The sequence below is a fragment of the Williamsia sp. DF01-3 genome, from assembly GCF_023051145.1.
In the GTDB taxonomy this organism is placed as follows: Bacteria; Actinomycetota; Actinomycetes; order Mycobacteriales; family Mycobacteriaceae; genus Williamsia.
On the sequence record NZ_JALKFS010000005.1, the window covers coordinates 755,944 to 780,733 of the forward strand.

Annotated in this window: 24 protein-coding genes and 5 pseudogenes; 22 read left to right on the top strand and 7 right to left on the bottom strand. The window is 62.5% G+C overall.

The features are described 5' to 3' along the window. The first annotated feature begins 24 nt into the window (after positions 1-24). From MVA47_RS05485 to MVA47_RS05500, 4 genes are all read left to right on the top strand, one after another. Positions 25-225, top strand: coding sequence for a helix-turn-helix domain-containing protein (locus MVA47_RS05485; RefSeq protein WP_308280495.1), 201 nt, complete (start codon positions 25-27; stop codon positions 223-225). Positions 226-751: 526 nt separating this feature from the next. Continuing rightward, complete coding sequence (locus MVA47_RS05490) at positions 752-1,447, top strand: ParA family protein (protein WP_247207002.1); 696 nt, start codon at positions 752-754, stop codon at positions 1,445-1,447. After that, complete coding sequence (locus MVA47_RS05495; protein WP_308280496.1) at positions 1,447-2,316, top strand: peptide transporter; 870 nt, start codon at positions 1,447-1,449, stop codon at positions 2,314-2,316. Before MVA47_RS05490 ends, MVA47_RS05495 begins: the two co-directional genes overlap by 1 nt. 152 nt (positions 2,317-2,468) lie before the next feature. Continuing rightward, positions 2,469-3,613, top strand: a protein-coding gene (locus MVA47_RS05500) for an IS3 family transposase (protein ID WP_247207003.1) whose coding sequence is annotated in 2 segments (ribosomal slippage) — positions 2,469-2,736 and positions 2,736-3,613 — 1,146 coding nt in all. Because the reading frame shifts where the segments join, the coding sequence is not laid out codon by codon here. A 130-nt stretch (positions 3,614-3,743) separates the two neighbouring features. Here the strand turns inward: MVA47_RS05500 and MVA47_RS05505 are convergent. After that, the gene (locus tag MVA47_RS05505) at positions 3,744-4,064 is read right to left on the bottom strand and encodes a hypothetical protein (RefSeq protein WP_374474116.1); all 321 of its coding nucleotides are present in this window, start codon (positions 4,062-4,064) and stop codon (positions 3,744-3,746) included. A 212-nt stretch (positions 4,065-4,276) separates the two neighbouring features. Here MVA47_RS05505 and MVA47_RS05510 point away from each other — a divergent pair, with 212 nt between their 5' ends. Both MVA47_RS05510 and MVA47_RS05515 read left to right on the top strand, forming a co-directional pair. Then, on the top strand, positions 4,277-4,441 hold the full coding sequence (locus tag MVA47_RS05510; RefSeq protein WP_247207005.1) for a hypothetical protein: 165 nt from the start codon (positions 4,277-4,279) through the stop codon (positions 4,439-4,441). Between the two features lie 386 nt (positions 4,442-4,827). Further along, on the top strand, positions 4,828-5,709 hold the full coding sequence (locus MVA47_RS05515) for a hypothetical protein (protein WP_247207006.1): 882 nt from the start codon (positions 4,828-4,830) through the stop codon (positions 5,707-5,709). A 237-nt stretch (positions 5,710-5,946) separates the two neighbouring features. Here MVA47_RS05515 and MVA47_RS05520 read toward each other — a convergent pair. Then, positions 5,947-6,216: pseudogene (locus MVA47_RS05520) on the bottom strand (hypothetical protein); the annotation flags it as partial. Positions 6,217-6,323: 107 nt separating this feature from the next. On the opposite strand from MVA47_RS05520, the pseudogene MVA47_RS05525 reads away from it, so the two are divergent. The 4 genes and pseudogenes from MVA47_RS05525 to MVA47_RS05540 form a co-directional block, all read left to right on the top strand. Beyond that, positions 6,324-7,471: pseudogene (locus tag MVA47_RS05525) on the top strand (transposase); the annotation flags it as partial. 424 nt (positions 7,472-7,895) lie between these two features. Further along, positions 7,896-9,040, top strand: a protein-coding gene (locus MVA47_RS05530; protein ID WP_247207003.1) for an IS3 family transposase whose coding sequence is annotated in 2 segments (ribosomal slippage) — positions 7,896-8,163 and positions 8,163-9,040 — 1,146 coding nt in all. Because the reading frame shifts where the segments join, the coding sequence is not laid out codon by codon here. Positions 9,041-9,177: 137 nt separating this feature from the next. Further along, on the top strand, positions 9,178-9,678 hold the full coding sequence (locus MVA47_RS05535; protein ID WP_247210608.1) for a DoxX family protein: 501 nt from the start codon (positions 9,178-9,180) through the stop codon (positions 9,676-9,678). A gap of 84 nt (positions 9,679-9,762) precedes the next feature. Further along, positions 9,763-9,912, top strand: coding sequence for a hypothetical protein (locus MVA47_RS05540; protein ID WP_247207007.1), 150 nt, complete (start codon positions 9,763-9,765; stop codon positions 9,910-9,912). A gap of 544 nt (positions 9,913-10,456) precedes the next feature. On the opposite strand, the pseudogene MVA47_RS05545 reads toward MVA47_RS05540, so the two are convergent. Further along, positions 10,457-11,667: pseudogene (locus MVA47_RS05545) on the bottom strand (CaiB/BaiF CoA transferase family protein). 333 nt (positions 11,668-12,000) lie between these two features. On the opposite strand from MVA47_RS05545, the gene MVA47_RS05550 reads away from it, so the two are divergent. The 3 genes from MVA47_RS05550 (at position 12,001) to MVA47_RS05560 (ending at position 13,083) form a co-directional block, all read left to right on the top strand. Beyond that, positions 12,001-12,324 (top strand): hypothetical protein, encoded by a 324-nt coding sequence (locus MVA47_RS05550; RefSeq protein WP_247207008.1) that lies wholly within the window; start codon positions 12,001-12,003, stop codon positions 12,322-12,324. Positions 12,325-12,462: 138 nt separating this feature from the next. Further along, positions 12,463-12,810, top strand: a complete 348-nt coding sequence (locus tag MVA47_RS05555; RefSeq protein WP_247207009.1) for a PaaI family thioesterase — start codon at positions 12,463-12,465, stop codon at positions 12,808-12,810. Positions 12,811-12,897: 87 nt separating this feature from the next. Then, positions 12,898-13,083, top strand: a complete 186-nt coding sequence (locus MVA47_RS05560) for a hypothetical protein (protein WP_247207010.1) — start codon at positions 12,898-12,900, stop codon at positions 13,081-13,083. Between the two features lie 111 nt (positions 13,084-13,194). Here MVA47_RS05560 and MVA47_RS05565 read toward each other — a convergent pair whose 3' ends face one another. Then, the gene (locus tag MVA47_RS05565; protein WP_247207011.1) at positions 13,195-13,794 is read right to left on the bottom strand and encodes a TetR/AcrR family transcriptional regulator; all 600 of its coding nucleotides are present in this window, start codon (positions 13,792-13,794) and stop codon (positions 13,195-13,197) included. A gap of 231 nt (positions 13,795-14,025) precedes the next feature. On the opposite strand from MVA47_RS05565, the gene MVA47_RS05570 reads away from it, so the two are divergent. Beyond that, positions 14,026-14,889 (top strand): mycofactocin-coupled SDR family oxidoreductase, encoded by an 864-nt coding sequence (locus MVA47_RS05570; protein ID WP_247210610.1) that lies wholly within the window; start codon positions 14,026-14,028, stop codon positions 14,887-14,889. Between the two features lie 54 nt (positions 14,890-14,943). Then, positions 14,944-15,822 (top strand): acyl-CoA thioesterase II, encoded by an 879-nt coding sequence (locus MVA47_RS05575; RefSeq protein ID WP_247207012.1) that lies wholly within the window; start codon positions 14,944-14,946, stop codon positions 15,820-15,822. Positions 15,823-15,915: 93 nt separating this feature from the next. Here the strand turns inward: MVA47_RS05575 and MVA47_RS05580 are convergent. Further along, positions 15,916-16,917: pseudogene (locus MVA47_RS05580) on the bottom strand (MaoC family dehydratase). Positions 16,918-16,921: 4 nt separating this feature from the next. Continuing rightward, positions 16,922-17,158: a hypothetical protein gene (locus MVA47_RS05585; RefSeq protein ID WP_247207013.1), complete on the bottom strand. Its 237-nt coding sequence runs from the start codon at positions 17,156-17,158 to the stop codon at positions 16,922-16,924. A 40-nt stretch (positions 17,159-17,198) separates the two neighbouring features. Here MVA47_RS05585 and MVA47_RS05590 point away from each other — a divergent pair. From MVA47_RS05590 to MVA47_RS05620, 7 genes and pseudogenes are all read left to right on the top strand, one after another. Then, positions 17,199-18,068: pseudogene (locus MVA47_RS05590) on the top strand (acyl-CoA dehydrogenase family protein); the annotation flags it as partial. Positions 18,069-18,085: 17 nt separating this feature from the next. After that, positions 18,086-18,805: a GntR family transcriptional regulator gene (locus MVA47_RS05595; protein ID WP_247207014.1), complete on the top strand. Its 720-nt coding sequence runs from the start codon at positions 18,086-18,088 to the stop codon at positions 18,803-18,805. Between the two features lie 188 nt (positions 18,806-18,993). Beyond that, complete coding sequence (locus MVA47_RS05600) at positions 18,994-19,452, top strand: nuclear transport factor 2 family protein (protein ID WP_247207015.1); 459 nt, start codon at positions 18,994-18,996, stop codon at positions 19,450-19,452. Between the two features lie 14 nt (positions 19,453-19,466). After that, the gene (locus MVA47_RS05605) at positions 19,467-20,276 is read left to right on the top strand and encodes an SDR family NAD(P)-dependent oxidoreductase (protein WP_247207016.1); all 810 of its coding nucleotides are present in this window, start codon (positions 19,467-19,469) and stop codon (positions 20,274-20,276) included. A gap of 16 nt (positions 20,277-20,292) precedes the next feature. Further along, positions 20,293-21,207, top strand: coding sequence for an LLM class F420-dependent oxidoreductase (locus MVA47_RS05610; RefSeq protein WP_247207017.1), 915 nt, complete (start codon positions 20,293-20,295; stop codon positions 21,205-21,207). Between the two features lie 181 nt (positions 21,208-21,388). Next, complete coding sequence (locus MVA47_RS05615; RefSeq protein WP_247207018.1) at positions 21,389-22,621, top strand: amidohydrolase family protein; 1,233 nt, start codon at positions 21,389-21,391, stop codon at positions 22,619-22,621. A gap of 408 nt (positions 22,622-23,029) precedes the next feature. Beyond that, positions 23,030-24,115, top strand: coding sequence for a spirocyclase AveC family protein (locus tag MVA47_RS05620; protein ID WP_247207019.1), 1,086 nt, complete (start codon positions 23,030-23,032; stop codon positions 24,113-24,115). Here MVA47_RS05620 and MVA47_RS05625 read toward each other — a convergent pair. Next, the gene (locus MVA47_RS05625; RefSeq protein ID WP_247207020.1) at positions 24,102-24,665 is read right to left on the bottom strand and encodes a TetR family transcriptional regulator; all 564 of its coding nucleotides are present in this window, start codon (positions 24,663-24,665) and stop codon (positions 24,102-24,104) included. The genes MVA47_RS05620 and MVA47_RS05625 overlap by 14 nt on opposite strands. Positions 24,666-24,790: the final 125 nt, after the last annotated feature.

Sequence of the window (24,790 nt, forward strand, 5' to 3'; positions counted from 1 at the left end):
CACGGCCGCAGAAATGGAGGCAATGTGACACGCAGGTTGTACACAGTTAAAGAAGCCGCGTTGATGACGGGGCTGAGCCGAGCCAGCATCTACAACAGGTTGAGCGCTGGCGACATCCGATCCGTCAAGGTTGGAAGCCGCCGATTGTTCCCTGATACAGCGATTGATGAGTTCATCGAGCGCTTAGAGGAACAAGCTGCTCGAGGTGGCAGCGGCGTCGCCTGACCTACAAATCCAACGTGAACGCCCCCGGCTGGAATGACTCGGTGTTACGAGCACCGGTCGTCGGGGGCGTTGAAACCTGCCAACCATGTGAACGGAGGTCTCTCCTCAAACGATAACGCGCCCTTTCGCGTAGAGCAACACATTTCCAGTTCTGACCGGGATGTGTCGAATTCCTCTGTGCTGCGCCCAGATTGCCGTCGTTTCTTCGCAAGGCCCGACGATAACCAGCCTGCCGCCGTTGCCTGTGCACCCTTTGTAATTCCTCGGTGACCGGCCCCGAGGCGCCACTGCTCTGACTGATCATCGGAGATGTGGTGATACCGATAGCCACGCGCCAAGTGAGGCGCGGGGCTAGAGGGCGTGGAGCGGACAACGTGGGTGCGGAAAATTGGGGTTGCCATGGGGGGTCCGGATCAGACCGCACGAAGTTCGATGTATTAGCCGGCAATCGGTACGCCCCGGTTACAACAGTCGCAAGTATCAGTCCGAAGTAGCCGCTTAGCGGCGAAGCACACGGAGGTTGGAAATGTCGGTCCATGTAGTGATGAATCAAAAAGGCGGAGTGGGAAAATCAACTCTCGCAATGAATCTGGCGGCCGTGAAAGCGGACGTAATGACGACCCCAGGGACGAACGATGGCGTCTCGCCCGTCTTGGCAGTATCGATCGACCCCCAAGGGTCGGCAGTTTGGTGGGCGGAGCGCGTCAGCGAGCTCCCCTTCCGCATCGCCCAGGCGCATGACAATGCAGATATCCTCCGCGGCCTAAGTGACCTGCCCGGGGTCGAGCATGTTGTCGTGGACACCCCGGGTTGGATCGGTGATACCCCAGGAAGCACCGAGAATGGCGCCTCGGGGGCTGCGCTTGACGCGGTGCTGTCCTCTGCTGACCTGGTTATCGTGCCGATCATTCCTGAGCCGCTGGCCTTTGATCCCACGGCCAGGACAATTCTGAAAGTCCTTCAGCCAAGGGGTATCCCGTTCATCGTCGTCATCAATGACTGGGATCCGCGTGACAGTAGGATCGATCTCGAGCAGACCCAAGCGTTCGTCAAATCTCAAGGTTGGCCGTTGGCGAACACGGTGGTGCGTCACTATAAAGTGCACTCTCGGGCCGCAGCAGAAGGCAAGGTCGTTACCGAGTACGCGGCGAATCGCGTAGGCCTCCAGGCTCGCGAAGACTTTCAGCGCCTCTGCTTGGAGCTCGAAGTAGGAACTCGGTGATGGCACGCAAGGGAGGGCGAGTCGACCTCGCAAGCCTGGCCACGTCAGTTGGGGATAGATCCCCTGTTGATGTCACTGTTGCCCCGTCCGATGGACATTTTCGCGCGAATGTCCCACTGACGCAGCTGGTAGCGAACCCGCGAAATCCTAGGGCGGCCATTCGTAATCTCGATGACCTGGAGTCGATCAAGTTTCGTCAGCTCCAGCCTGGAACTGTTGTCAGCCGGTCAGCCTGGCTCGCATTGTGGCCCGAGGATGAGCAGCACCTTGACCAAGCGCAGTGGGTGGTGGTCAACGGGTGTCGCCGGCTGGCTGCCGCGCGCAAGTTTGGCCGGGACGGCTTAGATGTGGTGATTCGCGACAGCCTTGCAGCAGATCGGGAAACGGTCCTGTGGGCGGCGGTCGTGGAGAACATCGACCGAGAAGACTTCGATGTACTCGAAGAGGCACATGCAGTCGAACTGATGGTCGCCGAGCTCGGGGGAGCAGGTATCGCTGCCAAGCGGCTCGGAAGGAGTGAAGGCTGGGTCTCGCAACGCCGTGCTCTACTCAAGCTCGCGCCCGAACTGCAAGAGTCGTTGCGGGCGGCGAACTCGCTTTGCGAGATGCCCGATCGCTGGCCACGGTGCCACAAGCAGACCAAGTCGCAGCCTGGCAAGCTGCCCAGGAGCGTGAGGAGCAACCGAAAGACGATAAGGCGGGCAAGCCCACTCCAGCGCCTGCCGACCCGCCGTCCCCGAAAGCTGCTGTTCGTGCGCTTCGGCGTTTACGCACAGATCCCGCGACGCTGGCGACAGCAGTTCGTGATGTGTTCTCACCCGAGCAGATTGAAGAGTTGGTGTCCGCTCTGTCACGTGACGAATGAGTAGGTGATGAAGCCTGGTGCGTCTTTACCGCGGTAAAGACGCACCAGCTTCGGGATGTATTGCACTAGCTCAACTGGCGTGTCCCCGGTAGATGAGTCCACGAGGTTTTAGAGTCTTTGTTGCCCCGACCTGGGGTTGGAAGGACGATGAACATCATGGCTGGACGGAAACGGCACTCCGCGGAGCAGATCGTGCGCAAGTTGCGCCAGGGCGACGAGCTGGAGGCGGCCGGAAAGACCTCTGAGGAGATCGCTGCCGAACTCGAGGTGTCGGTGGCAACGCTGTTCAACTGGCGCCGCCAGTACGGCGGTATGGACACCGACGCGGCCAAGGAGCTCAAAGAGCTCCGCGAGCAGAACAGCCGACTCAAACGTCTGCTCGCCGACGCCGAGCTCGAGAAGGACGCGCTGCGTGAGGTGGCCAAGGGAAAATTCTGAGCCCAGCTGCCAAACGCCGCGCCGTCGACATGCTCGTGGAAACACTGGGCGTGTCGAAGCGGTTGGCGTGCAAAGCTGTTGGGCTTGCCCGCTCTACCTACAGTCGTACCCCGATCGCGCAAACCACAGCCGACCCGGACGCCGAACTGCGTGGCTGGTTGCGCACATACGCCACCAAACACCCGCTGCACGGGTTCCGGCGGGCCTGGGCGGCGTTGCGCTTCGACGAGCACCGTGAGGTGAACAAGAAGAAAGTGCACCGCCTCTGGAAGGAAGAAGGCCTGCAGGTCCGCATCCACCATCCCCGCAAACGGGCCGGCCAATCCTCGGTTCCATTCGTGGACGCAGATGCACCGAAGGTGGTGTGGGCACTGGACTTTCAGTTCGATTCCACCATCGACGGCAAAGCGGTCAAGATCGCGTCGATGATCGACGAACACACCCGACTGTCGGTCCTGAACATCGTCGAGCGATCGATCACGAGCGACCGGTTGGTCGTCGAGCTGGGCAAAGCGTTCGCGCTGTGGGGTGGGCCGCCGCAAGTGCTGCGAATGGACAACGGACCGGAGTTCATTTCCCATGCGCTGCAACAGTTCTGCGACAAGAAGGTAGGTATCTCTTACATCCCTCCGGGCACGCCGTGGAACAACGGGCACATCGAATCGTTCAACAATCGCCTACGGAAGGAATGCCTGAACCGCAACCACTGGACCAACCTGCTCGAGGCACGCGTGGTCATCGAAGACTTCAAAGACGACCATAACCACCGACACCGGCACTCATCGCTCGGCTACCGAACACCGGCCGAGTATGCTGCCCAATGCACCCACCGGCATCATCCCGTGGAATGCGAGATCGACTAATTACCCGTGGCTCTACAACCACGTGGCCCGACTATCGGGGACCTGCCAGACGACCCAATTCTCGTTCACTCGGCGGAGCACGTGCGTGATCCCGCGCCCGAGGCGGTTCCCTTTGCGCTTCTTGCGCCGCTCAGGGGGTGTCGTTGAGGAGCACGTTCAGCTCACGAAGTGCCTCGGAAATGTTCGGGTCCTCGAAACGGTCGAGGTCCTCGAAGATGACGATGTCCTTCGGCTCTTGCGAGAAGTAGTGCACGATCTCATCGATGTACTTATCGAAGAACGTTTGCGGCTTCTCTGAGAGCGTGAGCGCGGCGCCACCGGCTGACACGTCCTCCACGTCGTAGCGACCATGAGTCAACAGCCGGACCACGGCCCCCAGTAACGTCACCAGCCCAACAGCAACGACCCAGGCAGCCACCCGTAGCCACGTATCATCGTGCGCCGTGGGCACTCCAATGGTGGCAGCAGGCCGAACACATACGCCAGGCCCACCAGCGTTAGTACGACTGCCGCGGACTGTATGAACGCCCGGCGCCGGCTCAGGACCGCGATCTTGTTGAACCGTGAGTTCTTCCCGACCTTCTCCGAGGCGCCATAGAGCAACTGCTTAACGGTCTCTTTCTGGCGAACCTGTTTAGTGCCAACCGAGAGTAGGTTGCCGTCATGGCGCGCCAGAGTGACCTGATCTCCTATTTCTTCGACGATGGTCTCGGAGGTGGTGGTGGTGACCCGGCCATACCGGGGCTCGCGACGATTGGCGACCGGGGCGATACCAATCATCGGGCCACGCACGACGAACGGTTCGACATGCTCTATGAGGTGGAGTGAGGTACCTCTGGGGGTTCCCAATGAGGCGAATGCCGTCCGCCACACCGCTGATCATGGACTTCATCGGGTGTCGATTCGATGTGCACTGTTGTTCTTGAACATTCACATCGCGCCTTCTAAATACGGTATTCACCTCGACAGAGTCCCGTCGGCGCGAATGTTCGACTGACGCCCAGATCATCGAGAGTCGGATGTCTTGCGCACACTCGTTGTGCGGGGCCACGACTGCAACTCGCATTCACTCATCTGTCCTCCTAAAGTGTTGGTCTCTTCCCCCCGCGGGGGATGCCTGCCTGCGATCGCGGACATACTGTGAGCCCTGTCACCCGAACCCTTCGAGGTGGACAGCACAGCCGGTTCTTTCAACGAGGTAGCAAGGAGACGTCATGGGAGGCATTCCATCTGAGGTGATGCAACACGAGCTGAGCCTGATTTGGCAGGACGTCTTCACCTGGCTCAGCTGGAGCATTGTGGCTGTGATGTTGGTAATCGCCGGCCGGATGTGCATTCAGCAGCGGACACCGTTTTACGTCATTGCGTGTCTCGCTGCCGGGGTCGCTGCCTTCGGTGAGCCGTTATACGATGTTGCGTTCGACCTGTGGTTCTACGACGTTCATGACGGTAGGTCAGGCGCAATGTATTCGCATTTCTCAGCGTTCGGCATTGTTCAACCGAACTGGACTCACAGCGGTTACATCATCCTTTACGCGAGCGCGTGTCTCTACGCCGGCAGACGAATGTACGAAGGCCGGCTTGGCCGTAGGGGTATATTCCTCGTCTGGGCCGCCGAGATTGTCACCTCATGCGTGTTTGAAATAATAGGTACTGGCACGGGCGTTTACACATACTACGGGGAGCATGTGCTCAGAATATGGGAGTACCCGTTGGTGATCGGTGTTCTTGAAGGCACTCAGGTCGTGTTGTTCACCGTGTTGGCCGTGCAGCTCTGGCGGCGGGTCTCAACTGCGTGGGGGCTTCTGAGTCTCTTCGTGCTGTTCCCGATGACCATGTTCGGGGCAAACTTCGGGCTGGGCGCCCCGATCATCGTTGCCCTTCATCTCGACGGCGGTGCGACTGCCTGGATCGTGTGGACAGCAACATTGTTGACGGGAGCGCTATGTGTGATCGCGGTCAATGGTGCTGCCAAGTTCTTGCCAGATCCGCCAGGCGGGCACACAGCGGACCAAGCGTCCTCATCAGACTCGTCCGCCGATTCGATACCGGACAACGCAGAAGGTGTGATTGCCGTTGGTCGCGCCGCCGTATAGGGCGTATCTCGTGGGTCCGCCCCGTGGTCGTCTGGGTGACCGGGGTCGGCCTGCAGGCGGAGCGGGCAAGCCCAACAGCCGAGGGCGGATTTCGACATGAGGAGGCTTTCTCGATTCGCCGCAGCCGGTGATAGGAATCGACCACCGAATTGTGGTGTCGGAGAGCTGGTATTGGCCAAGGTTCGGGCCTTGTTTTCGAAGTCGCCGTTCACGATTTTGGTGGCACCTTTGAGCGCATGGCTGAGTCAACACGAGCCGATCCGGTGGGGTCGATCTGGATTATCCCTGTGCCACTTGCCGATCAGGTAGGGAACGATCGGAATCTTGTCACCGAGGATGAACGAGAGGCCGGCGGTGATGTGCGGCTCCAGACGGCGTTCTTTGGAGAATCCAGGTTCGCAGAAGCCGTCAGCGTTGTCGGTCTCGAAGTAGAGCGTGGCGACGCCGTAGAGGGCACAGCGTGGCCGGGCCAAGGCCGGCATGCGCTGCGTATGGCGCCGCGAGGTTTCCATCTGCCTCGCCCTGCGTGTCAGGGGAGTTGAGTCCAGCGGTTCATAACAACCCCGTCTGATGCGGGCGAGGTACGGAAGGCAACAGAGCTTGTGCTCATGTTGATCAGCGAATGGCGCAAGCACCGCGACGCGGGCGTTCTCGAGGGCAAAGGCTCACGCGCTCACGCGCTCTTGAAGAGTCTCTCCGAGAACGCGGATTCGGGCGACAAGAACAACAAACGATGGTCGTCGCCTACGATGACCTGCTTGGCGTCAGGGTCAGCACCCGGACCGCGAGCGTGTTGACCGGGATGGTTCGCTCGACCGCGGCACGACGCCACGTGGCCGCGGCTGCGCCACCGCCGCAGATTTACGCAGCGCACCGACCCAGTCAACTAACTCGACCTCACCGAACATCTACGTATCCTGCAGGTCCTCAACAGTGACCGGTTCGCTGATCAGGTGCCGTTGTAGATCTACGCCCAGCTCCTCGACGAAGGCACCTACCTGTGCTCGGTATCCACAATGTATCGGGTGCTGGGCGAGAACAAGCAGGTCAAAGACCGGCGACGACAAGCACGGCATCGAGCCAGAGCCTGCCCGGAGTTGGTTGGGACCGCCCCGCGGCAGGTGTACTCGTGGGACATCACCACACTTGCCGGCCCGGTCAAAGGCCAGTACTTCGACGCCTACGTCATGATCGACATCTACTCCCGCTACATCGTCGGAGTGCACGTCCACAACCACGAATCAGGGGTGCTGGCAGAGGAATTGATGGAACACATCTTCAACGTTCACGGCATCCCACAAGTTGTTCACGCCGACCGCGGGGCATCGATGACCAGCAACACCGTGGCAACGCTATGCGCTGACCTCGAGGTCACCCGAAGCCACTCACGGCCGAGGGTATCGAACGACAATCCGTATTCAGAATCACTGTTCAAGCCCTCAAATACGGTCCAACCTTCACAGAACGATTCCAATCACTGAGTCATGCAGGGGATTTCATGGACCAGTTCACGCAGTGGTACAACCACAAACACCGGCACAGCGGGATCGGCCTACATACCCCCGCCGATATCTACTACGGTTTGGCCGACGACAAAGCCGCACAGCGCCGAGCCGTGCTCGAAAACGCACGTGCCCAGCATCCATACCGATTCAGCACAGCCCGGGTAGCACCGAGAATTCTTGCGCTACCGGACGCCGCCTGGATCAATCAGCCCGCCGACCAACCTGACACCGACACGGAGACCATGACCGCCACCTAACACTAAACACCCGCTGGACTCGGACACCTTGACAAGTTCCGCCTGTCGCCGCCCAGTTGAGCAACGCTACAGCGACGTTCCCGGCTCTCCAGGCCCTAAGGCAAATCGAATTGGATCGACCAACGTGCTCGACGTACCGATGGTGCAGCCAGAGGACACCACCGATACGGTTTTCCTTGTCTCTGACCAGGCCAAGTGGATCACCGGTACCGAGACCAAAGCGGACGCCGGGTTCAGTCTTAAGTAGGCCGCGACTGCCAATCAGGCGCGGTTGCAGCTCGACTATCCCTATCGCGATGCACAATTACAATCTAGTTACCTATGTCGGTACTGTTCTTGCTAATGGCGTGTCCCCGGTAGATGAGTCCACGAGGTTTTAGAGTCTTTGTTGCCCCGACCTGGGGTTGGAAGGACGATGAACATCATGGCTGGACGGAAACGGCACTCCGCGGAGCAGATCGTGCGCAAGTTGCGCCAGGGCGACGAGCTGGAGGCGGCCGGAAAGACCTCTGAGGAGATCGCTGCCGAACTCGAGGTGTCGGTGGCAACGCTGTTCAACTGGCGCCGCCAGTACGGCGGTATGGACACCGACGCGGCCAAGGAGCTCAAAGAGCTCCGCGAGCAGAACAGCCGACTCAAACGTCTGCTCGCCGACGCCGAGCTCGAGAAGGACGCGCTGCGTGAGGTGGCCAAGGGAAAATTCTGAGCCCAGCTGCCAAACGCCGCGCCGTCGACATGCTCGTGGAAACACTGGGCGTGTCGAAGCGGTTGGCGTGCAAAGCTGTTGGGCTTGCCCGCTCTACCTACAGTCGTACCCCGATCGCGCAAACCACAGCCGACCCGGACGCCGAACTGCGTGGCTGGTTGCGCACATACGCCACCAAACACCCGCTGCACGGGTTCCGGCGGGCCTGGGCGGCGTTGCGCTTCGACGAGCACCGTGAGGTGAACAAGAAGAAAGTGCACCGCCTCTGGAAGGAAGAAGGCCTGCAGGTCCGCATCCACCATCCCCGCAAACGGGCCGGCCAATCCTCGGTTCCATTCGTGGACGCAGATGCACCGAAGGTGGTGTGGGCACTGGACTTTCAGTTCGATTCCACCATCGACGGCAAAGCGGTCAAGATCGCGTCGATGATCGACGAACACACCCGACTGTCGGTCCTGAACATCGTCGAGCGATCGATCACGAGCGACCGGTTGGTCGTCGAGCTGGGCAAAGCGTTCGCGCTGTGGGGTGGGCCGCCGCAAGTGCTGCGAATGGACAACGGACCGGAGTTCATTTCCCATGCGCTGCAACAGTTCTGCGACAAGAAGGTAGGTATCTCTTACATCCCTCCGGGCACGCCGTGGAACAACGGGCACATCGAATCGTTCAACAATCGCCTACGGAAGGAATGCCTGAACCGCAACCACTGGACCAACCTGCTCGAGGCACGCGTGGTCATCGAAGACTTCAAAGACGACCATAACCACCGACACCGGCACTCATCGCTCGGCTACCGAACACCGGCCGAGTATGCTGCCCAATGCACCCACCGGCATCATCCCGTGGAATGCGAGATCGACTAATTACCCGTGGCTCTACAACCACGTGGCCCGACTATCGGGGACCTGCCACTAACAGTGGCCGTCTCCCGACCGAATGGTCGCAATAAGACTGGCTCAGTTCCCGCAGATTGGACCGATTGATGAAAGCTCCGCGCTCTATGGCTCGAGACAGATCGGATAGTGCAGGTGTGGCCCTACTGCTCCGCGTCGCAGTGGGCGGAACAATGTTGGCGCACGGGCTGACGCACGCTAGGTCCCTCGCAGGAACGGCCGGCTGGTTCGAATCGATCGGTTTTCGGCAGCCCAGAGCGCAGGCCCGAGCCAGCGCAGTCGTCGAGATGGGCGCGGGTGCGGCGATTCTCGCCGGGGCTGCCACACCCGTGGCTGCGGCCGCTGTGGTCGGCACCATGGCGGTGGCCGCTCGTTCGGTTCACCTGTCGAACGGGTTCTTTATCACGGCAGAGGGATGGGAATATGTCGCGAATATGGCCGTCGGAGCGGTAGCGCTTGCGGGCGTAGGTCCCGGCCCCTGGAGCGTAGACAAAGCACTTGGGCTGGAACAAAAGTTCAGCGGCAACAGCGTGGCGACCCTGACGGCCGGTGTGGGGATCGCAGCTGCCGCTGGACAGTTGGCGCTGTTCTACCGACCTTCCAAATAAGCTCAGGTATGGCTAGTCGCGGAAGCAGAACATCGTGCCTGTTCTATTGCCGACGACGGGGACCGATATGTCAGGGGATTGACGATGGTCGATGTCACCGATCCGGCCGCTGTGGCAGCCGACGGGTGGTCGCCACCTGATCCCACAGCTGTCGTGGTTGAGGCGGCGTCCTCGGTACCGACAGCGCAGGCCGGTGGCTCGAGCGCGGGAGACCCTTTGGGTCCGCCCTTCTGATAATGAACGTCTTGCGTTCTGGGTCGGCCCCCGGTAGCACACCCCCGGTGGATTGATCACCGAGTCGCTGGCCTACTCGAGCTCGCCGGCCGAGGCCGAGTTCGGTAGGTGCCTGTTGGCCCAGGGCCCGCGGCGTCGTCACGAGCAGGATGATGCAGTGCTGTTGTCTCGCAATGGTTGAGCCTCGACATCTCGTCAACCGCCCGAACGTTACAACGCATTCAGTAATGCGCTGCGCGCCGAGTCAATTGATGTCTGACGGTGGCCCTGGCGGACCCGTCGGTCGAGTCGGTGAAACTGAATGGCCGGGGCCGGTCGTTTGTAGCGGTGGTGATATGTCGAAGTTCGGGACGTTCTCTGATCCGGCCGCCGCCCACCTCGCCTGTACGCGGCACAGCCCGGCCTTACTCCTTGACGCCCTGACTCGTCGATTGGGAGCGAGTTGCCGGACTGATGTTCATGGCGCTGTTCTGGGCAGTGGGATGGAGATGCGACCGACTTCCCCGACGGGTATGGCCCCGCCGCCTTGCTATCGTCAGATCTGCTACAGCACAGCGGATTTTATCTTAAGGTCGATGATTTGCTCCTCGGTGAGGCCAAGTTCGGTGAGGACGATGTCGGTGTGTTCGCCGTGGGTGGGGGCGCGGTGTACTTGCAGGGGTGTTTCATTGAATTGGACTGGGCTGGCGGCGAGGGCGAATTCGTTGTTGTTGGTGTCGGTGGTGCGGGGTAAGTAGCCGTTGGCGATTGCTTGGGGGTCGCTGTGGACCTCGAGGGGGGTGCGGAGAATGTCCCACACGCCATCGAAGCCGTCGAACGCCTCTTCCCAGTGTTTGAGTGGTTCGGATTCGAAGGCGCCGCGGAGTTCGGCGACACAGTCGGTCCGGTTCTGGAAGCGTGCTACGGCAGTGGCGTAGCGTTCGTCGTCGGTGAGGTCGGGGCGGCCGAGTCGGGTGCAGAACTCTGCCCAGAAGCGATCGGACTGGAGTAGCACAAAGCTGATGAACCGGCCGTCTTGGGTTTTGTAGATGTTGGCCACCGGGTTGGGCATGGAGCTGAGGTCGAATCTGGGGATGTCGGTGCCGAGGACGCCGGCACCGACGATGTCGGGCCCTAGTTGCCAGATAGCCGCGTTCAGAAGCGAGACGTCCACGACGGAACCCTCTCCGGTTCGGAAGCGTTTCACCAGCGCTGCGGCGATGCCGGCGGCGATGGCCAGGCCGCCGTAGGAGTCGCCGAAGGCGGGCCGTTGCACGGGGGGTAGTCGCCGTTGCCGGCTGCGTAGGCTTCGGCGATGCCGCCGCGGGACCAGTATGCAGCGAGGTCGAAGCCGCCTTGTTCGGCGAGGTCGCCTTTGGTGCCGTAGCCGTGGCCTCGGGCGTAGATTATCTGGGGGTTGCGGGCTCGTATTGCGTCGACGTCGACTCCCATGCGCGCGCGGGAGTCGGGAAGCAGGTTGGTGACGAAGACGTCTGCATTTTCGACCAGTTTCATCAGCACTTCGAGTCCTTCGGGCGTTGCGGTGTCGATGCCGACGCTACGTTTGCCGCGGTTGGGTTGTTCGATGAAATGATTGACTCCGCCGGCGCCGGTGACCACACCGGAACTGATCAGTCCGCGCTGGGGGTCTCCGGTTTCAGGGTGTTCGATCTTGATCACGTCGGCGCCCCAGTCGGCCAGCACTGCTCCGGCCGCGGGTACGAATGTCCAGGCGGCGAGTTCGACCACACGGATGCCTTCGAGAACGTCGTTCATGTCATTTCCTTTCGCGCCGTGGTTGTCCGGCGTATGTGTTTGGTATGGCCGTGTCCTGCCGGGGCCTCACTTGGCGCTCTGCGTCCGTTCCGATCTCTCATTGCGCAGGTCGGACGATCCGGCGCCGCCAGTGTATAGCCCGAACGTCATATTATTTAGCTGATTCCGTTAAATCGGACATTCTTCTGTTATCGGCAGTAGGGCCGGGTCGGCACCTTGCGAGGTCTGTCAGTAACGTCCGAGAAGTCATCACGGATCGGCTGATGGTGGTGAGTAGAGGGTCGTCCGGACGCGCGACCCCGGTGCGGATGCCAGTTACACGGTGGAGGGTTGATGAAGGACCCGAAGTCGGCGGTGATGCCCCATTCGGTGGAACGCAGGTTCGGGGTGGAGATCGTCCAGGCCGATCACGACACGGGAGACACGGTCCTGACGATGAACCTCGACGATCTCCTCGACCCGGTGACCGGAACACGCTCGCTGGGACCTGCGGCGCTGCTGCTCGACGGCTCCGGCGGCTTGAACAATCACCTGATCAGGCCTCCGGACATGTGGTCGCTGACCAGTGAGTTGTCGATGGACCTGGACCGCACGGCGATGACCGGCGACGGTGAAGTGGTTGCCTCGGCACGGTCGATCAGCCGCGATCCGAGGTAAGCGCTGTCGCTGACCACATTCCGCATCGCGCGACAGAAATCGGAACCGGGCTGGTCCGGTCCTTCTTCATCCCTGCAGACGGCGTCGACTCCGATCGCCCCCACGACCCCGTGCACATCACCCGAGGAGACAACGCTCATGGAACGGGTGTCGGTGCGACCGGAGGCCGATGCGGACGGCTGGACCCTGACACCTCTAGCGGACCCGATACTGAACAACGACTTGGCGATGGTGCACGGCGGTGTGGTCGCCCCTGCGACTAAAGTGGTCGCGCACGGGTCTTTGCATATGGCCCACCACGTTTCGGACTCCAAGTACACCGGCAGCATGCGAGTCAACTATCTGCGTCCGATGCGGGTCGGCGGGTCGACGCGATACACCGCGAGCCCTGTCCAGATCGGGCGCGGCACGGCGGTGATGGACAGCGTGGCCGTCGGCGACGATGGACGAACATCAGCGGTCGCCCGCGTCACCAGCTACCTCTGACCGATCGAGCGATCCGCAGTCAGCGCCACGCCGCTGTGAGCGGCAACGCGAGTACTACGATCGCAGGGCGAACGACCCGGCGGACCGATGGGCCAGCAGCGGGTGGCGTACCTGACAGATGATCCCGGCATGCCCGACTTCTCGCGTGCCCCGATTCTGCACCGGGCCGATGTATTGGCGACGAAGTTCGGCGTGGACGCCGAGGAGCTGATCGCCGGGCAATGCGGCCCTGTCTTCTCGACATTCCACGGAGAATCTCCCTCGTTCGGTTGACTAGTGGAGAATAACGTTCTCGGCATGAGTGGTCTACGTTCTCGATGCACATCGTCCAGATTCCTGCCGTTGTGCGCGCCGAGCGGGTTGTGACCTCGGCCGGCGGATGGGTCACTGTTCGCTGAATCCGTTGCGTACCAGCGTGAAGGCATCAACCAATAGTCGTTCTGGCCGGGGCTCGTCGGATGCGGCCCATACGGTCATCGCGGTCCAGCCCGCACTGAGAAGGCTCTGTGTCAGCAGCTTGGTGTACAGGCCATCGGCACCGTGCCGGGTGCGCTCGGTGATGAAGCGGGCGACCACCGACTCCCACGGGGCGAACCGCGCCGATCCGAGTGGCCAGCCCTCGGCGGATTCGCCGATGATCCTGACCTGGGTGCGCAAGAGGTCGACCTCGGAGTCGTCGTAGGCGAGCATTGCCGGAAGCTCGGTGCACAGGACGGACACGGCGTCGGCAGAGCCCGGAGCTTGCTGCAATCGTGCGGTAAGTGCCGACACCTCGTCGTCCGAACGATCCCAGACGATGTCCACCTTGGAGGCAAAGTATCGCAGCAGAGTGGTGCGGCCGATGTCGCAGGCATCGGCGATCTCGGCCATGGTGACTGCGTCGTAACCGCGTTCGGCGAAAAGGCGCAAGCCGACAGCCGCGATCGCGGTCTTGTCGGTTACGCGCGGCCGCCCACCCCGATTGCGTTGTCCCAAGTCAGGCATCTGTCCTTCCATGTGGTGGACGATACTATGAACGGGTGGTTGTGGACCTCAGTGCCAAAATGTAGCGTGAGTGGCGCGGAGCACAACCCGGCGGCATATCTAGGCGCGCGAGCGGAGGACGTAGATGTCGGCGGCGCAATCGATTCCGGCCGGTCACGTAGAGCCGATCACGAACCGATTCGGCGGTTGTTCCTCAGAGTTCGTTTGTCAAAAATCAGCGAGGAGAAGATCATGACGGGACGAGTTGAGGGCAAGGTTGCTTTCATCACCGGAGCGGCGCGTGGGCAGGGTCGCAGCCATGCGGTGCGGTTGGCTGAGGAGGGTGCCGACATCATTGCGGTGGACATCTGTGAGCAGATCGAGTCCAATCCGTATCCTCTTGCCTCTGAGGCGGATCTGGCGGAGACGGCTGCTTTGGTGGAGAAGTTGGATCGCCGGATCGTGACGGTGAAGGCTGATGTGCGGGATCGGGGTCAGCTCAGGTCTGCGTTGGATGAGGGGCTGGCGGCGTTGGGGCATGTGGATGTGGTGGTAGCCAATGCGGGGATTCTGCCGATGTCGATGGGTGATCCGCACGCGTCGGATTTCATCGATGCGGTGGATGTCGACCTTCTCGGAGTGATGAATGCGGTGGCGGTGGCCTTACCGCATTTGGGCCGTAATGGGTCGGTGATCATCACCGGATCGACTGCCGCGATGCTGCCGAACACGACGGACAACCCGAACATGGGGCCTGGGTCGGCTGGTTATGGCTGGGCGAAGAAGACGTTGATGGGGTACGCCGAGCAACTCGCTTTGCAGTTGGCTCCGGAGTTCATCCGAGTCAATGTGATACATCCGACCAATGTGAACACGCATTTGTTGCACAACGATGGTTTGTACAGTGTGTTCCGGCCGGATCTGGAGAATCCGACCCGTGAGGATGTTGAGCCGGCGTTCACGATGTTCCAGGCGATGCCGATCCCGTATGTCGAGCCTGTGGACATCTCCAATGCGGTGTTGTTCTTCGCCTCGGACGAGTCTAGGTATGTCACCGGGCAGCAGTTGCGGGTTGATGCCGGATCACTTCTGAAGGTGCCAGGCGGCCCAGCCTAGGCGGTCCCTGATATAGATGGCTGATCTGACCGATCAACAGGGACGGGTACCGCAGTGGAGGACCTGGCCGAGCAGGCGTCGCTGACGCAGATCCTCGACCTCGCGGAGTTGGGCGACAACACCTTCCGAGCGCGAGCGCGTTCGGGCCTGCGCGCTCACGTCTTTGGTGGCCAGCTCTTGGGTCAGTCGGTGGTCGCTGCCGGCCGCACCGTTGCGGCCGGTCAGCTGCCTCATTCCCTGCACGCCTATTTCGAACGGTCGGGTGGTTGGGCGCAACCGATCACCTACCACGTGGAAGTCACGCGAGACGGCCGGTCGAGTGCGCGGCGCCGAGTTGTGGCAGTTCAGGGGTCTGTTCGGCTGGCCACCGTAGAACTGTCATTCCATCTCGGTGGTGGGGTGTCGGGGACACCCGCTCGACCACAGGTCGATGCGAACGAGGCATCGTGGAGCCCCGACGCGGTCGGAGAAGAGCTGGCGGTGCAGCTGCGGTCGTGGCTCGCCGGGCTGACTCAGATGATGCGGCTGGAGGTCCGGTTTTTCGAGGAACCGGTCCGGTCACGCACTCTGCGCACCGGGTGGGCGCCGCCCGGTCAGCGCTTTCTGGTGAGGTCTGCCGACGCGCTACCCGATGATCCACTGATCCAGGCGGCGGCCGTGGCTTACCTGTCGGACTTGTTCTTGCTCGCAGGGTCGTTGGGGCCTCGGGGAATCGTGATGGGAGACAGTCGGCTTCGCGCGGTCAGTCTCGACCATGCGCTGTGGTTCTCCCCGGCTGCGCATGCTCGCACCTGGTTGCTGCACGAGACATCGACGGTCAGGTCGTCGGCCGATCGCGCGCTGTGTCGCGGCGCGATCTACGACCTGACCGGGACCCCGGTTGCCGACACAACGCAGGAAGGTCTGGTCCGGATCACCGATGACACACAGTGAGGTGCAGACGCCACCCCGATTCGGCATCTTCTGCCTCAGATCGGCCGTCGGTGTGACCGCACACATGGCCCGGCCGGCTTGCCGGTCTGCTGATCAGGTGCTCAACGCAGTGAACTTCCAGTCCAGTACCGGCACCGGGTCCGTGTCACCCCCGACGACCTCGGCGATCGACCGCAGCCTGAGCAATGTGCTTGCGCCGCCAAGGGATTCGGCCGACTCCACCCGCACTCGGCTGCTGATGGTGTCACCCTCGTACACCGGCCCGAGATGATCGCAGGCCTGCCAACCGAGCACGGTGACCAGGTTCGACAGGGCCCGGGTCGCCTGTGCCAGCGCGATGCCGATGGTGTGGCCGCCGTAGACGAGTCGGCGCCCCCGTTCACACGTGAATCATATTGGGTGGCAGCAATATTCAAGGTGAGTCGGCCCAGTTCGGGAGCGCTGGAGACCACGTCGGCGCTGGAGGCGAACGTGACCCCGGACAGACCGGCCGCGCTCGTGCCTCCCGATGGCAGCGCGGAGCGGTCCCAGCCCTACGGGACCGCGTACTCGGGTTCGTCCGCCGGTCCGATGGCCGCCAGGTCGTCCCGGGCGGGTGGGCGGTTGTCGTCCGCGGTACCGGAGAACGGGATCATCGCGCACCGGAGGAAGTCGAGGATCTTGCGGCCGTCCTGATCGGTGGTCTCCATCCGCAGCTCGGCGAGCCCGGTCGGACGGCGTCCGGGTTTGACCGAGTTGGCGTAGACGAACCACTTCCGTGTACGTGTACAGCGTTCCCCGATATGTGGAAACGTGTCGAACCTCAGTCCGCGGTAGAACAGGTTGGCCTTGACGTGATGGGTGGCCAGGGTGGACTGGCCGATGGCCACATCGCAGACCAGACCCGGATGGGCAACGGCCGCAGAGCGGTCGGTGACCTTGGCCGACAGGTGCGCGTCGAGCGGCAGCCGCAGGCGGTCACCGAGAATGGACTGGTGCAGGGCGGCCGACCGCTGGACAACGTAACGACGGAGCGGAGTCGAAGACCTGTCCCACCGAGAGTTCGTGGAAGTACGATCCGCCGACGGCAATTGACTCGCCCTGGAGTTCGGTCATCGTTTCACTGCTCCTCTGCCTGTGCCAGCACCCGGGGCGCCGACACCGCGATCGCCTCGTCGACCATCTGTCCGTCGAGCGCCGCGGCCCCGGCCCCGCGGGCCTCGGCGTCGGAAAAGGCGTCCAGGATTCGCTTGCCTGCGTCGCCGCGTCCTCGGTCGGGGTGAATCCCCGAATCGTGGTGGCGATCTGTGCGGGATGGATGACCCACTTGTCGACGAAGCCGTTTTTCCGGGCTCACCGGGCGGCAGTCTGGAACTCTTCGTGGTCGGAGAGGAGTACTGCTCACCCTGTTCGGTACCGACGAGCAGAAGAGCAAGTATCTGCCCCTGATGGCAACCGGGGAGCTGCGCGCCACGATGGCGCTGACGGAGCCGGGTGGCGGGTCGGATCTGCAGGCCATGGCCACCGTGGCCAAGACCGACGGTGACGACCTGGTCATCAACGGCGCCAAGACCTGGATCAGCAACGCCCGCCGGTCGGGTCTCATCGCACTGCTGTGCAAGACCGATCCCACCGCGACCCTGCGGCACAAGGGCATCTCCATCGTGCTGGTCGAGCACGGGCCCGGGCTGACCATCTCGCGCGATCTCCCGAAGCTCGGCTACAAGGGTGTGGAGTCCTGCGAGCTGTCGTTCGACAACTACCGCATCGCACCCTCGGCCATCCTGGGTGCAACCCCCGGCAAGGGATTCGGGCAGATGATGAAGGGTCTGGAGACCGGCCGAATCCAGGTCGCCTCGCGTGCCCTCGGTGTGGCGACGGCGGCGCTCGAAGACGCGCTGGCGTACGCGCAGCAGCGGGAGAGCTTCGGGCAACCGATCTGGAAGCACCAGTCCATCGGCAACTACCTCGCCGACATGGCCACCAAACTCACCGCCGCGCGCCAGTTGACGCGTTATGCGGCCGAGAAGTTCGACTCCGGCGAACGCTGTGACATAGAGGCCGGAATGGCCAAGCTGTTCGCCTCGGAGATAGCAATGGAGATCGCACTCAACGCGGTCCGGATCCATGGCGGTTACGGTTACTCGACCGAGTACGACGTGGAGCGCTACTTCCGCGACGCCCCGCTGATGATCGTCGGTGAGGGCACCAACGAGATCCAGCGCAACGTCATTGCCGCCCAACTCGTGTCACGGGGCGGGCTGTAGACACCGCGCCCTGCATCGTGGGAACCACGACCGGCAAGAAACGCGAGACCGAGCCCGCCTACCAGGCGCTGTCCAAGCAGTTGCGACACGAGATCGCCGCCGGTCTCTACGACAACGGGACACGGTTGCCCAACGAGTCGGAGCTGTCCGAGCGGTACGAGGTCAGCAGACAGACGGTGCGCCGGGCCTTTGTCGATCTTGTTGCCGCGGGCATCGTGTACCGGGTTCCCGGCCGTGGCACCTTTGTCAATGAATCGGGCGGCAGGTACCTGCGCCAGCAGGGTTCCATCCAGGACCTGATGAACCTGTCGTCGGATACGACCATGGAAGTCGTCAGCGCCCTGCAACGCCGGGTCGACGTCGAGGCGGCAAGCAGGCTCAGGCTCGAGAGCGATGTCGTCTACACGGTGATCTTCCGGCGTTTCCACGAAGGTGTTCCCTTTGTCCTCACCACGGTGCACCTACCCGAGGACACCGCGCGCCTGGTTCTGCAAGCACCGGAGGTGACCGCGGGTGCGGTCAGCACGTACACCATGATCGGACTTCTGGAACCACATCTGGAATCGCCGATATCCGAGGCGGCACAATCGATCACGGTTGATGCCGCAAGCGGGCTCGACGCCACCCATCTGGGTTGCCCGCAGGGCCACCCGATCCTGCGGATCGACCGTCTCTACAGTGACGAGTCCGGCGTTGCGCGTGAGCTGTCGGTGAGTCACTTCCTGCCCGAGCACTAGACCTATCGCGTGACCCTGCACCGGGTCTGAGGCTGATCGGGCCTGTACCGCCGAGGTGTGCGCTGAGTTCGGCCCGACTTCTCGGCAAACCGGCCCCGTCGTAGCACGATGAGAGCTAGTTTAAGGGGACTTTCATTTAGCTATTTGCTCTACTAGGGTGCGAAGAAACGTATACGGAGGTAGCGCGATTGAAGGTCGAAGAGCTCGTCGCAAGGGAACTCGTTCGTGATCGATATGCCCGATACAACCGCGCCGGCGACAAGGGTCGCCTGGACGAACTCGCGGCATGCTTCACCGAGGACGGAGCCTTGGAGGCTCGGAATTCGTTTGCCGCCAAGGGGCGTCCGGATATCGTCGACACGTTGACCGCGGTCTCTGCGGACCTGATCGCCCACGCGACCGCGCAGGCCGCGACGACACGGCCCATCGTCAGGCATTTCGTAGCCAGTCTCCGATTCGATTCGATCACGCCCGAACACATCGAATCATCGGCCTACTTCACCGTTTTCCACGCCGACGCCCCCGACCACTGGGGAACCTACCGCGACGTTCTGGTGCCCGTGGGCGACGAGTGGCTGTTCGAGCATCGCCTGGTTGTGATCGACGGAGCGCGGCCGGGGTCGTCGGCCCGGCCGTCGATCGGCTGAGGAGAGGATTCGACATGGATTTACAGCTGAAGGGCAAGCGTGCGCTGGTCACCGGGAGCAATGGCGGCATCGGCGCCGCGATTGCCCGGTCGCTCGCCGACGAAGGTGTCTCGGTGGTGCTCCACGGTCGAAACGAGGCCAAACTGGCCGAGGCAAAGGCCGATATCTCCGGGCGTGGTGGTGCTGTCGCGTCGGCGGCCGGTGACCTGTCGACCGATGAGGGCGCACACGACGTCGCCACCAAGGCGCTCGATGCGTTCGGCGGCATCGACATCCTGGTGAACAACGCCGGCGGCGCCTCGGAGTCCGGCAAGGGATCGTGGTTCGACCTACCGCCCGATGACTGGGCCGCGACCTACCAGAGCAACGTGATCTCGGCCGGGCGGCTGATCCACCGTGTCGTGCCGGGCATGAAGGCCGACGGCTGGGGGCGGATCATCCAGATCTCCAGTGCCGCAGGCATCATCCCGACATCTGGTCAGCCCGACTACGGTCCGTCCAAGGCGGCGTTGGTGAACATGTCGATGGGTCTGTCGAAAGCCCTTGCCGGAACGGGGATCACCGTGAACACGGTGTCGCCGGGCATGATCATGACTGACAAACTGGTCGAGTTCCTCCGCGAGTTCTCCGAGAAGCGTGGGTGGGGCGACGATGTCGATCGCGCAGCGGAATACGTACTCAAGGGCACCGGTCAAACCGTCACCCGAATCGGGCAGGTCGACGACATCGGGTATGCGGTGACCATGCTCGCAAGCCCCAATTCCGGCTTCATCAACGGGGTGAACCTTCATCTCGATGGCGGCGGTACCGGATCCATCTATTAGCGGTCGGAGACCCGATATGAAACTGAACTACCAATTCGCCACCGGCGCGGTCAAGCATTGGGAAACCTGGATCGGCGCGCACGAGTTCGCCGAGATCGCCGTGGCGGCGGAGGCGAATGGGTTCGATGTCGTGTCGACAACCGACCATCCGTTTCCCTCGGAGGACTGGCTGGTAGGAGGCGGACATCACTCGTTTGATCCTTTTGTGGCGCTGTCCTTCATGGCGGCAGCAACATCTCGGATCCGGCTGCTGACCTTCATTCTCGTTGCGGGATACCGGAACCCGTTCACAACCGCCAAGTCGGCCGCGTCATTGGACCTTCTGTCCGGCGGCCGGCTCGTCGTCGGGATGGGAGCGGGCTACCAGGCGAACGAGTTCGAGGTGCTGGGGGCGTCGTTCGACGATCGAGGCCCACGCTTCGACGAGGCCATCGTGGCGATGCAACAAGCGTGGACCGGCGAGGTGATCGATCGGGACGGACCGTTCTTCCCCGCCCATGGCCATCGGATGCTGCCGCGTCCGACGCAGCGTCCGGGCCCGCCGATCTGGATCGGCGGCAACAGCAAGGCGTCGATACGCCGCGTGGCCGAGGTCGCCGACGGATGGTTGCCGTTCGAGCAATCGGCGGCGATGTCGGCGATCACCAACACACCGCAGCTGCAGACCGGCCAGCTCGCCGAGCGAATCGCACAGATCCGGGACAGGAGGATTGCACTCGGTCGACCGGCGGACTTCGAGGTGTGTTTCACCCCGACCGCCCGGCGCGATGCCGACGAGATGGCCGACACCCTCGGGGAGCAGATCGGTCCGTTGTCCGAGGCGGGTGTCACCCACATCTCCGTGGAGTCGAAAACGCGCAGCATGGATGCCTGCCTGGCGGAGATCGAGCTGCTGGGAACCCGTTTGGCCGGTGTTGGAACCACTGGGTGACCCGCCACCGTCGCCCGCCTGGCGCCGCCAGAGTGACATATTTGTCATCCAGATCAGGAGAACAGTATGCCCATGTCACAACGTATTTTGTGCTCGACTACAAGATGGGTCTTGACGTTTTCGTCAAACTGATGCAAGCTGGTACGCAGACTCCAGCCCAGCACACAGAGAAGGCGGACCCATGGTCGACTTGAACGACATCCCGATTTTCGACGCCGATACGCACATGTACGAGACGCCCGACGCCCTGACCAAGTTCTTACCTGAGAAGTTCGCTCCGGCAGTGCAATTCGTGCAGGTCGGCAAGCGGACGCGGATCGCGATCCTGAACAAGATCACCGAGTTCATCCCCAACCCGACGTTCGAGAAGGTCGCGGCACCGGGAGCGCACGAGAAGTTCTACTCGGGCCAGAATGTCGAGGGTCTGACGCTGCGCGAAATGCAGGGAACGGCCATCGAGGCCCCGCCCGCGTCACGCGAGCCTCGCGCACGAATCGCAGAGATCGATCGTCAGGGCGTCGACGCTGCGCTCGTCTATCCGACGCTGGCCAACCTGGTCGAGCATTCTGCCGCCGAGGACCCGGAACTCACCGTGGCGATGATCCACGCGCTGAACCAGTGGATGCTGGAGACCTGGGGCTTCACCCACGAGAACCGGTTGTTCATGACGCCGGTCATCACCTGTGCGCTTGTCGATGAGGCACGTCGCGAGTTGGAGTACCTCATCGACAACGGTGCCAAGGTGGTGCTCATCAAGCCCGCGCCGGTCAACGGCTACAAGGGCTGGCGCTCGCCGGCACTCCCCGAGTTCGACCCGTTCTGGAAGGACGTCGAGGACGCCGGTATGCCGGTTGTGCTGCACGCCAGTCAGCCGCCACTCGACGAGTACGTGAACAAGTGGGAACCGCCGTCCACCAACAACTTCATGACGATGAGCTCGTTCCGTTGGCTTGCGCTGGGACATCGTGAGATCTCGGACATGCTGGGCTCGCTCATCTGCCACGGCACCTTGACCCGATTCCCGAAGCTGCGCATCGCCTCGGTGGAGAACGGCAGCGCCTGGATCCATCCGCTGTTCCACGACCTGGCGGACCTCAACAAGAAGATGCCCCAGAACTTCCCAGAGGATCCGCTCGAGGTCTTCCGCCGGAACGTGTGGGTGAGCCCGTTCTGGGAGGGTTCGGTTGCCGACGTCGTCGAGACGGTCGGCTGGGACAAGGTGATGTTCGGTTCGGACTACCCGCATCCCGAGGGGCTGACCGAGCCGAAGGGCTTCTACAAGTACGCCGAAGGTATGAACGAGCGGCGAGCCTACGACTTCATGGGCGACAATGCGCGCCGGTTCTTGGGGCTGCCGTTGCGCAATCCGAGCCCGGACGCCGCCCAGGCTCCTGCGGACTCGCTCTCGGTCTGACCGCACGCCGCCCCTGAGGCACTAGGGCCCGAGCACATTGTGCTCGGGCCCTGATCTCATCTCGGGAGTCCTCGCCGGCGTTTCGGGTCACTGTCGGGCATCAGACTGTAGGGAATGTTCACATCCGGATGTCGAACCCGACTCCAGCACTGGTGGCGACCGTTACGATGGCAGTCGACTGCCAAATTGGGGCAAGCCTTCGACCGCTGGAAAGGCTGGGGCATGATCGCTTCGATCAGATCAGTGCTGGGCACACCCGAAGACCTCGCTCCTGAGGTGGTGGGTTTGCGATTGCCACAACACAATCCGACGCGTTCCCCGTAGGGGGCTGCGACATGCGGGCCATCATGGCATCCGATCAGACGTACTCCGAGGCCACGGTGGCCGCGGTCCTGGCACGCTTCGCACGTGCGTACTCCGACCTGGACACGCGGCGGCTCTGATGACCAGATCGGCCGCGGCACGTCGGACGGGCCGGTTCGGCAGACGGCGGGACAGTCGGCGGTCAACCGTCGGCGGGTTCGTCCGGTGCTGGTCTGGGCAGGGATCGGAGCGATCTGCGTCGTCTTCGCTGCCTATGTGTATCTCTCCTGGATACTTTCGGGGAACGCGTCTGCGGTGGGTCCCGGTTCGGATCCGGTCCCCACCCGAGCGACCGTGGGCGCCTGGGTGTTTCAATGCGCAACCCCGGTCCTGGCTCTGAGCGCTTTGTTCTTCGTCGTCCGCAAGAGCCTCCTCGAACACAGGCTCTGCGCTGAAGCGATGGTGGTCATCGGTTCGATGATCGCGTGGTTGCACGACCTCCTCATCAACTGGCTACAGCCCGTGGTGTTCTACAACGCCACGCTTGTGAACTTCGGCGCCTGGACCGAGAACATCCCGGGATGGATCAGTCCGAATGGGCGATTCCTGGCTGAGCCGGTACTGATGATCGGCCTTCCCTACATCTGGATGCCGCTCTACCTCGGTCTGCTCGGCCGATGGGCGATGGGCCGAGCGCACACCGCGCGGCCCGCGCTGGGTGTGCCGGGCACGTTCGCCGCCGGTTGGGTGGCGGTGTTCGGCGTCGAGTTCTGTTGTGAACTCCTGGCGGTGCACACGGGACTGGTCGGTTACCCGGCCGGGATCCCGAACCTGACCCTCTGGTCCGGCAACACCCACCAGGTACCGATGTACGGACCGCTGATCTGGTCGACCGTACTGACCTGCTCGGGCGCGCTGCTCTTCTTCCGGGACACAAACGATCTCACCGTCGTCGAACGCGGAATGGAACGTGTGCGCTGGGCCGGCGACCGCACGCGGACGATGTTGAGCGTTCTGGCCATCACGGGATTCATCCACATCGTCGCCATCGTCGGCTACGACATCCCGATGAACCTCGAAGGACTGTATGCCGGATCGACTCAGACGTATCCGACCTACCTGCGGACCGAGCTCTGCGGTCCGGGGACGCCCGTAGGATGTCCGGACGGGACCGTGTTCAGGGGGAACTGACCCTGCGGATGCCCATCAGCTCACGAAGACTGGCGAACTCGGTGCGGACCACGTCCTCGGGTGGTGTACCGGCAGGCATGCGGATCCACCGGTCGATCGAGCGTTCGACGACAAGCATGCCAACCGATCCCAGCAGGAGGCATTCCTCGTCGGGTTCCCGGATCTGTCGCCGTAGAGCGATCGCCTCGGCGACCGTCCTGGCACTCGCGTCGTGGTTCTTGCGTTCTTGGCCGATCAGCTTGACCGACGAGGCGACGGCTTCGCGGTAGAGCGTGATCCGTTTGCGCATTCTGGCCAGACCTGGCGCGAGGGTGACAAACGCATTGGTCATCGCATCCAGTTCGGACACAGCGTCAGGCTGTGCCAGGTACACGCCGCTGAACGCCCGCACGAAGTCGTACTCGCCGAAGAAGAGGACGGACTCCTTCGTCGGGAAGTACCGAAAGAAGGTGCGGGGCGACACCCCGGCACCCTCAGCGATCTGATCCGTTGTGGTCTGATCGAAACCGTTGGTGCTGAACAGGTTCAGCGCCACGTCGACCAGTGCCAACCGCGTGTGGGTGGCACGATCTTGTCGCCGTGACCGGTCGCCGGATTGCATCGCTGTGGTGGCCCTTTCGCCGGTACGGATGTAGACGCGACTCTAACCGCCGGTGGCGGTCACCAGAGTGTTGA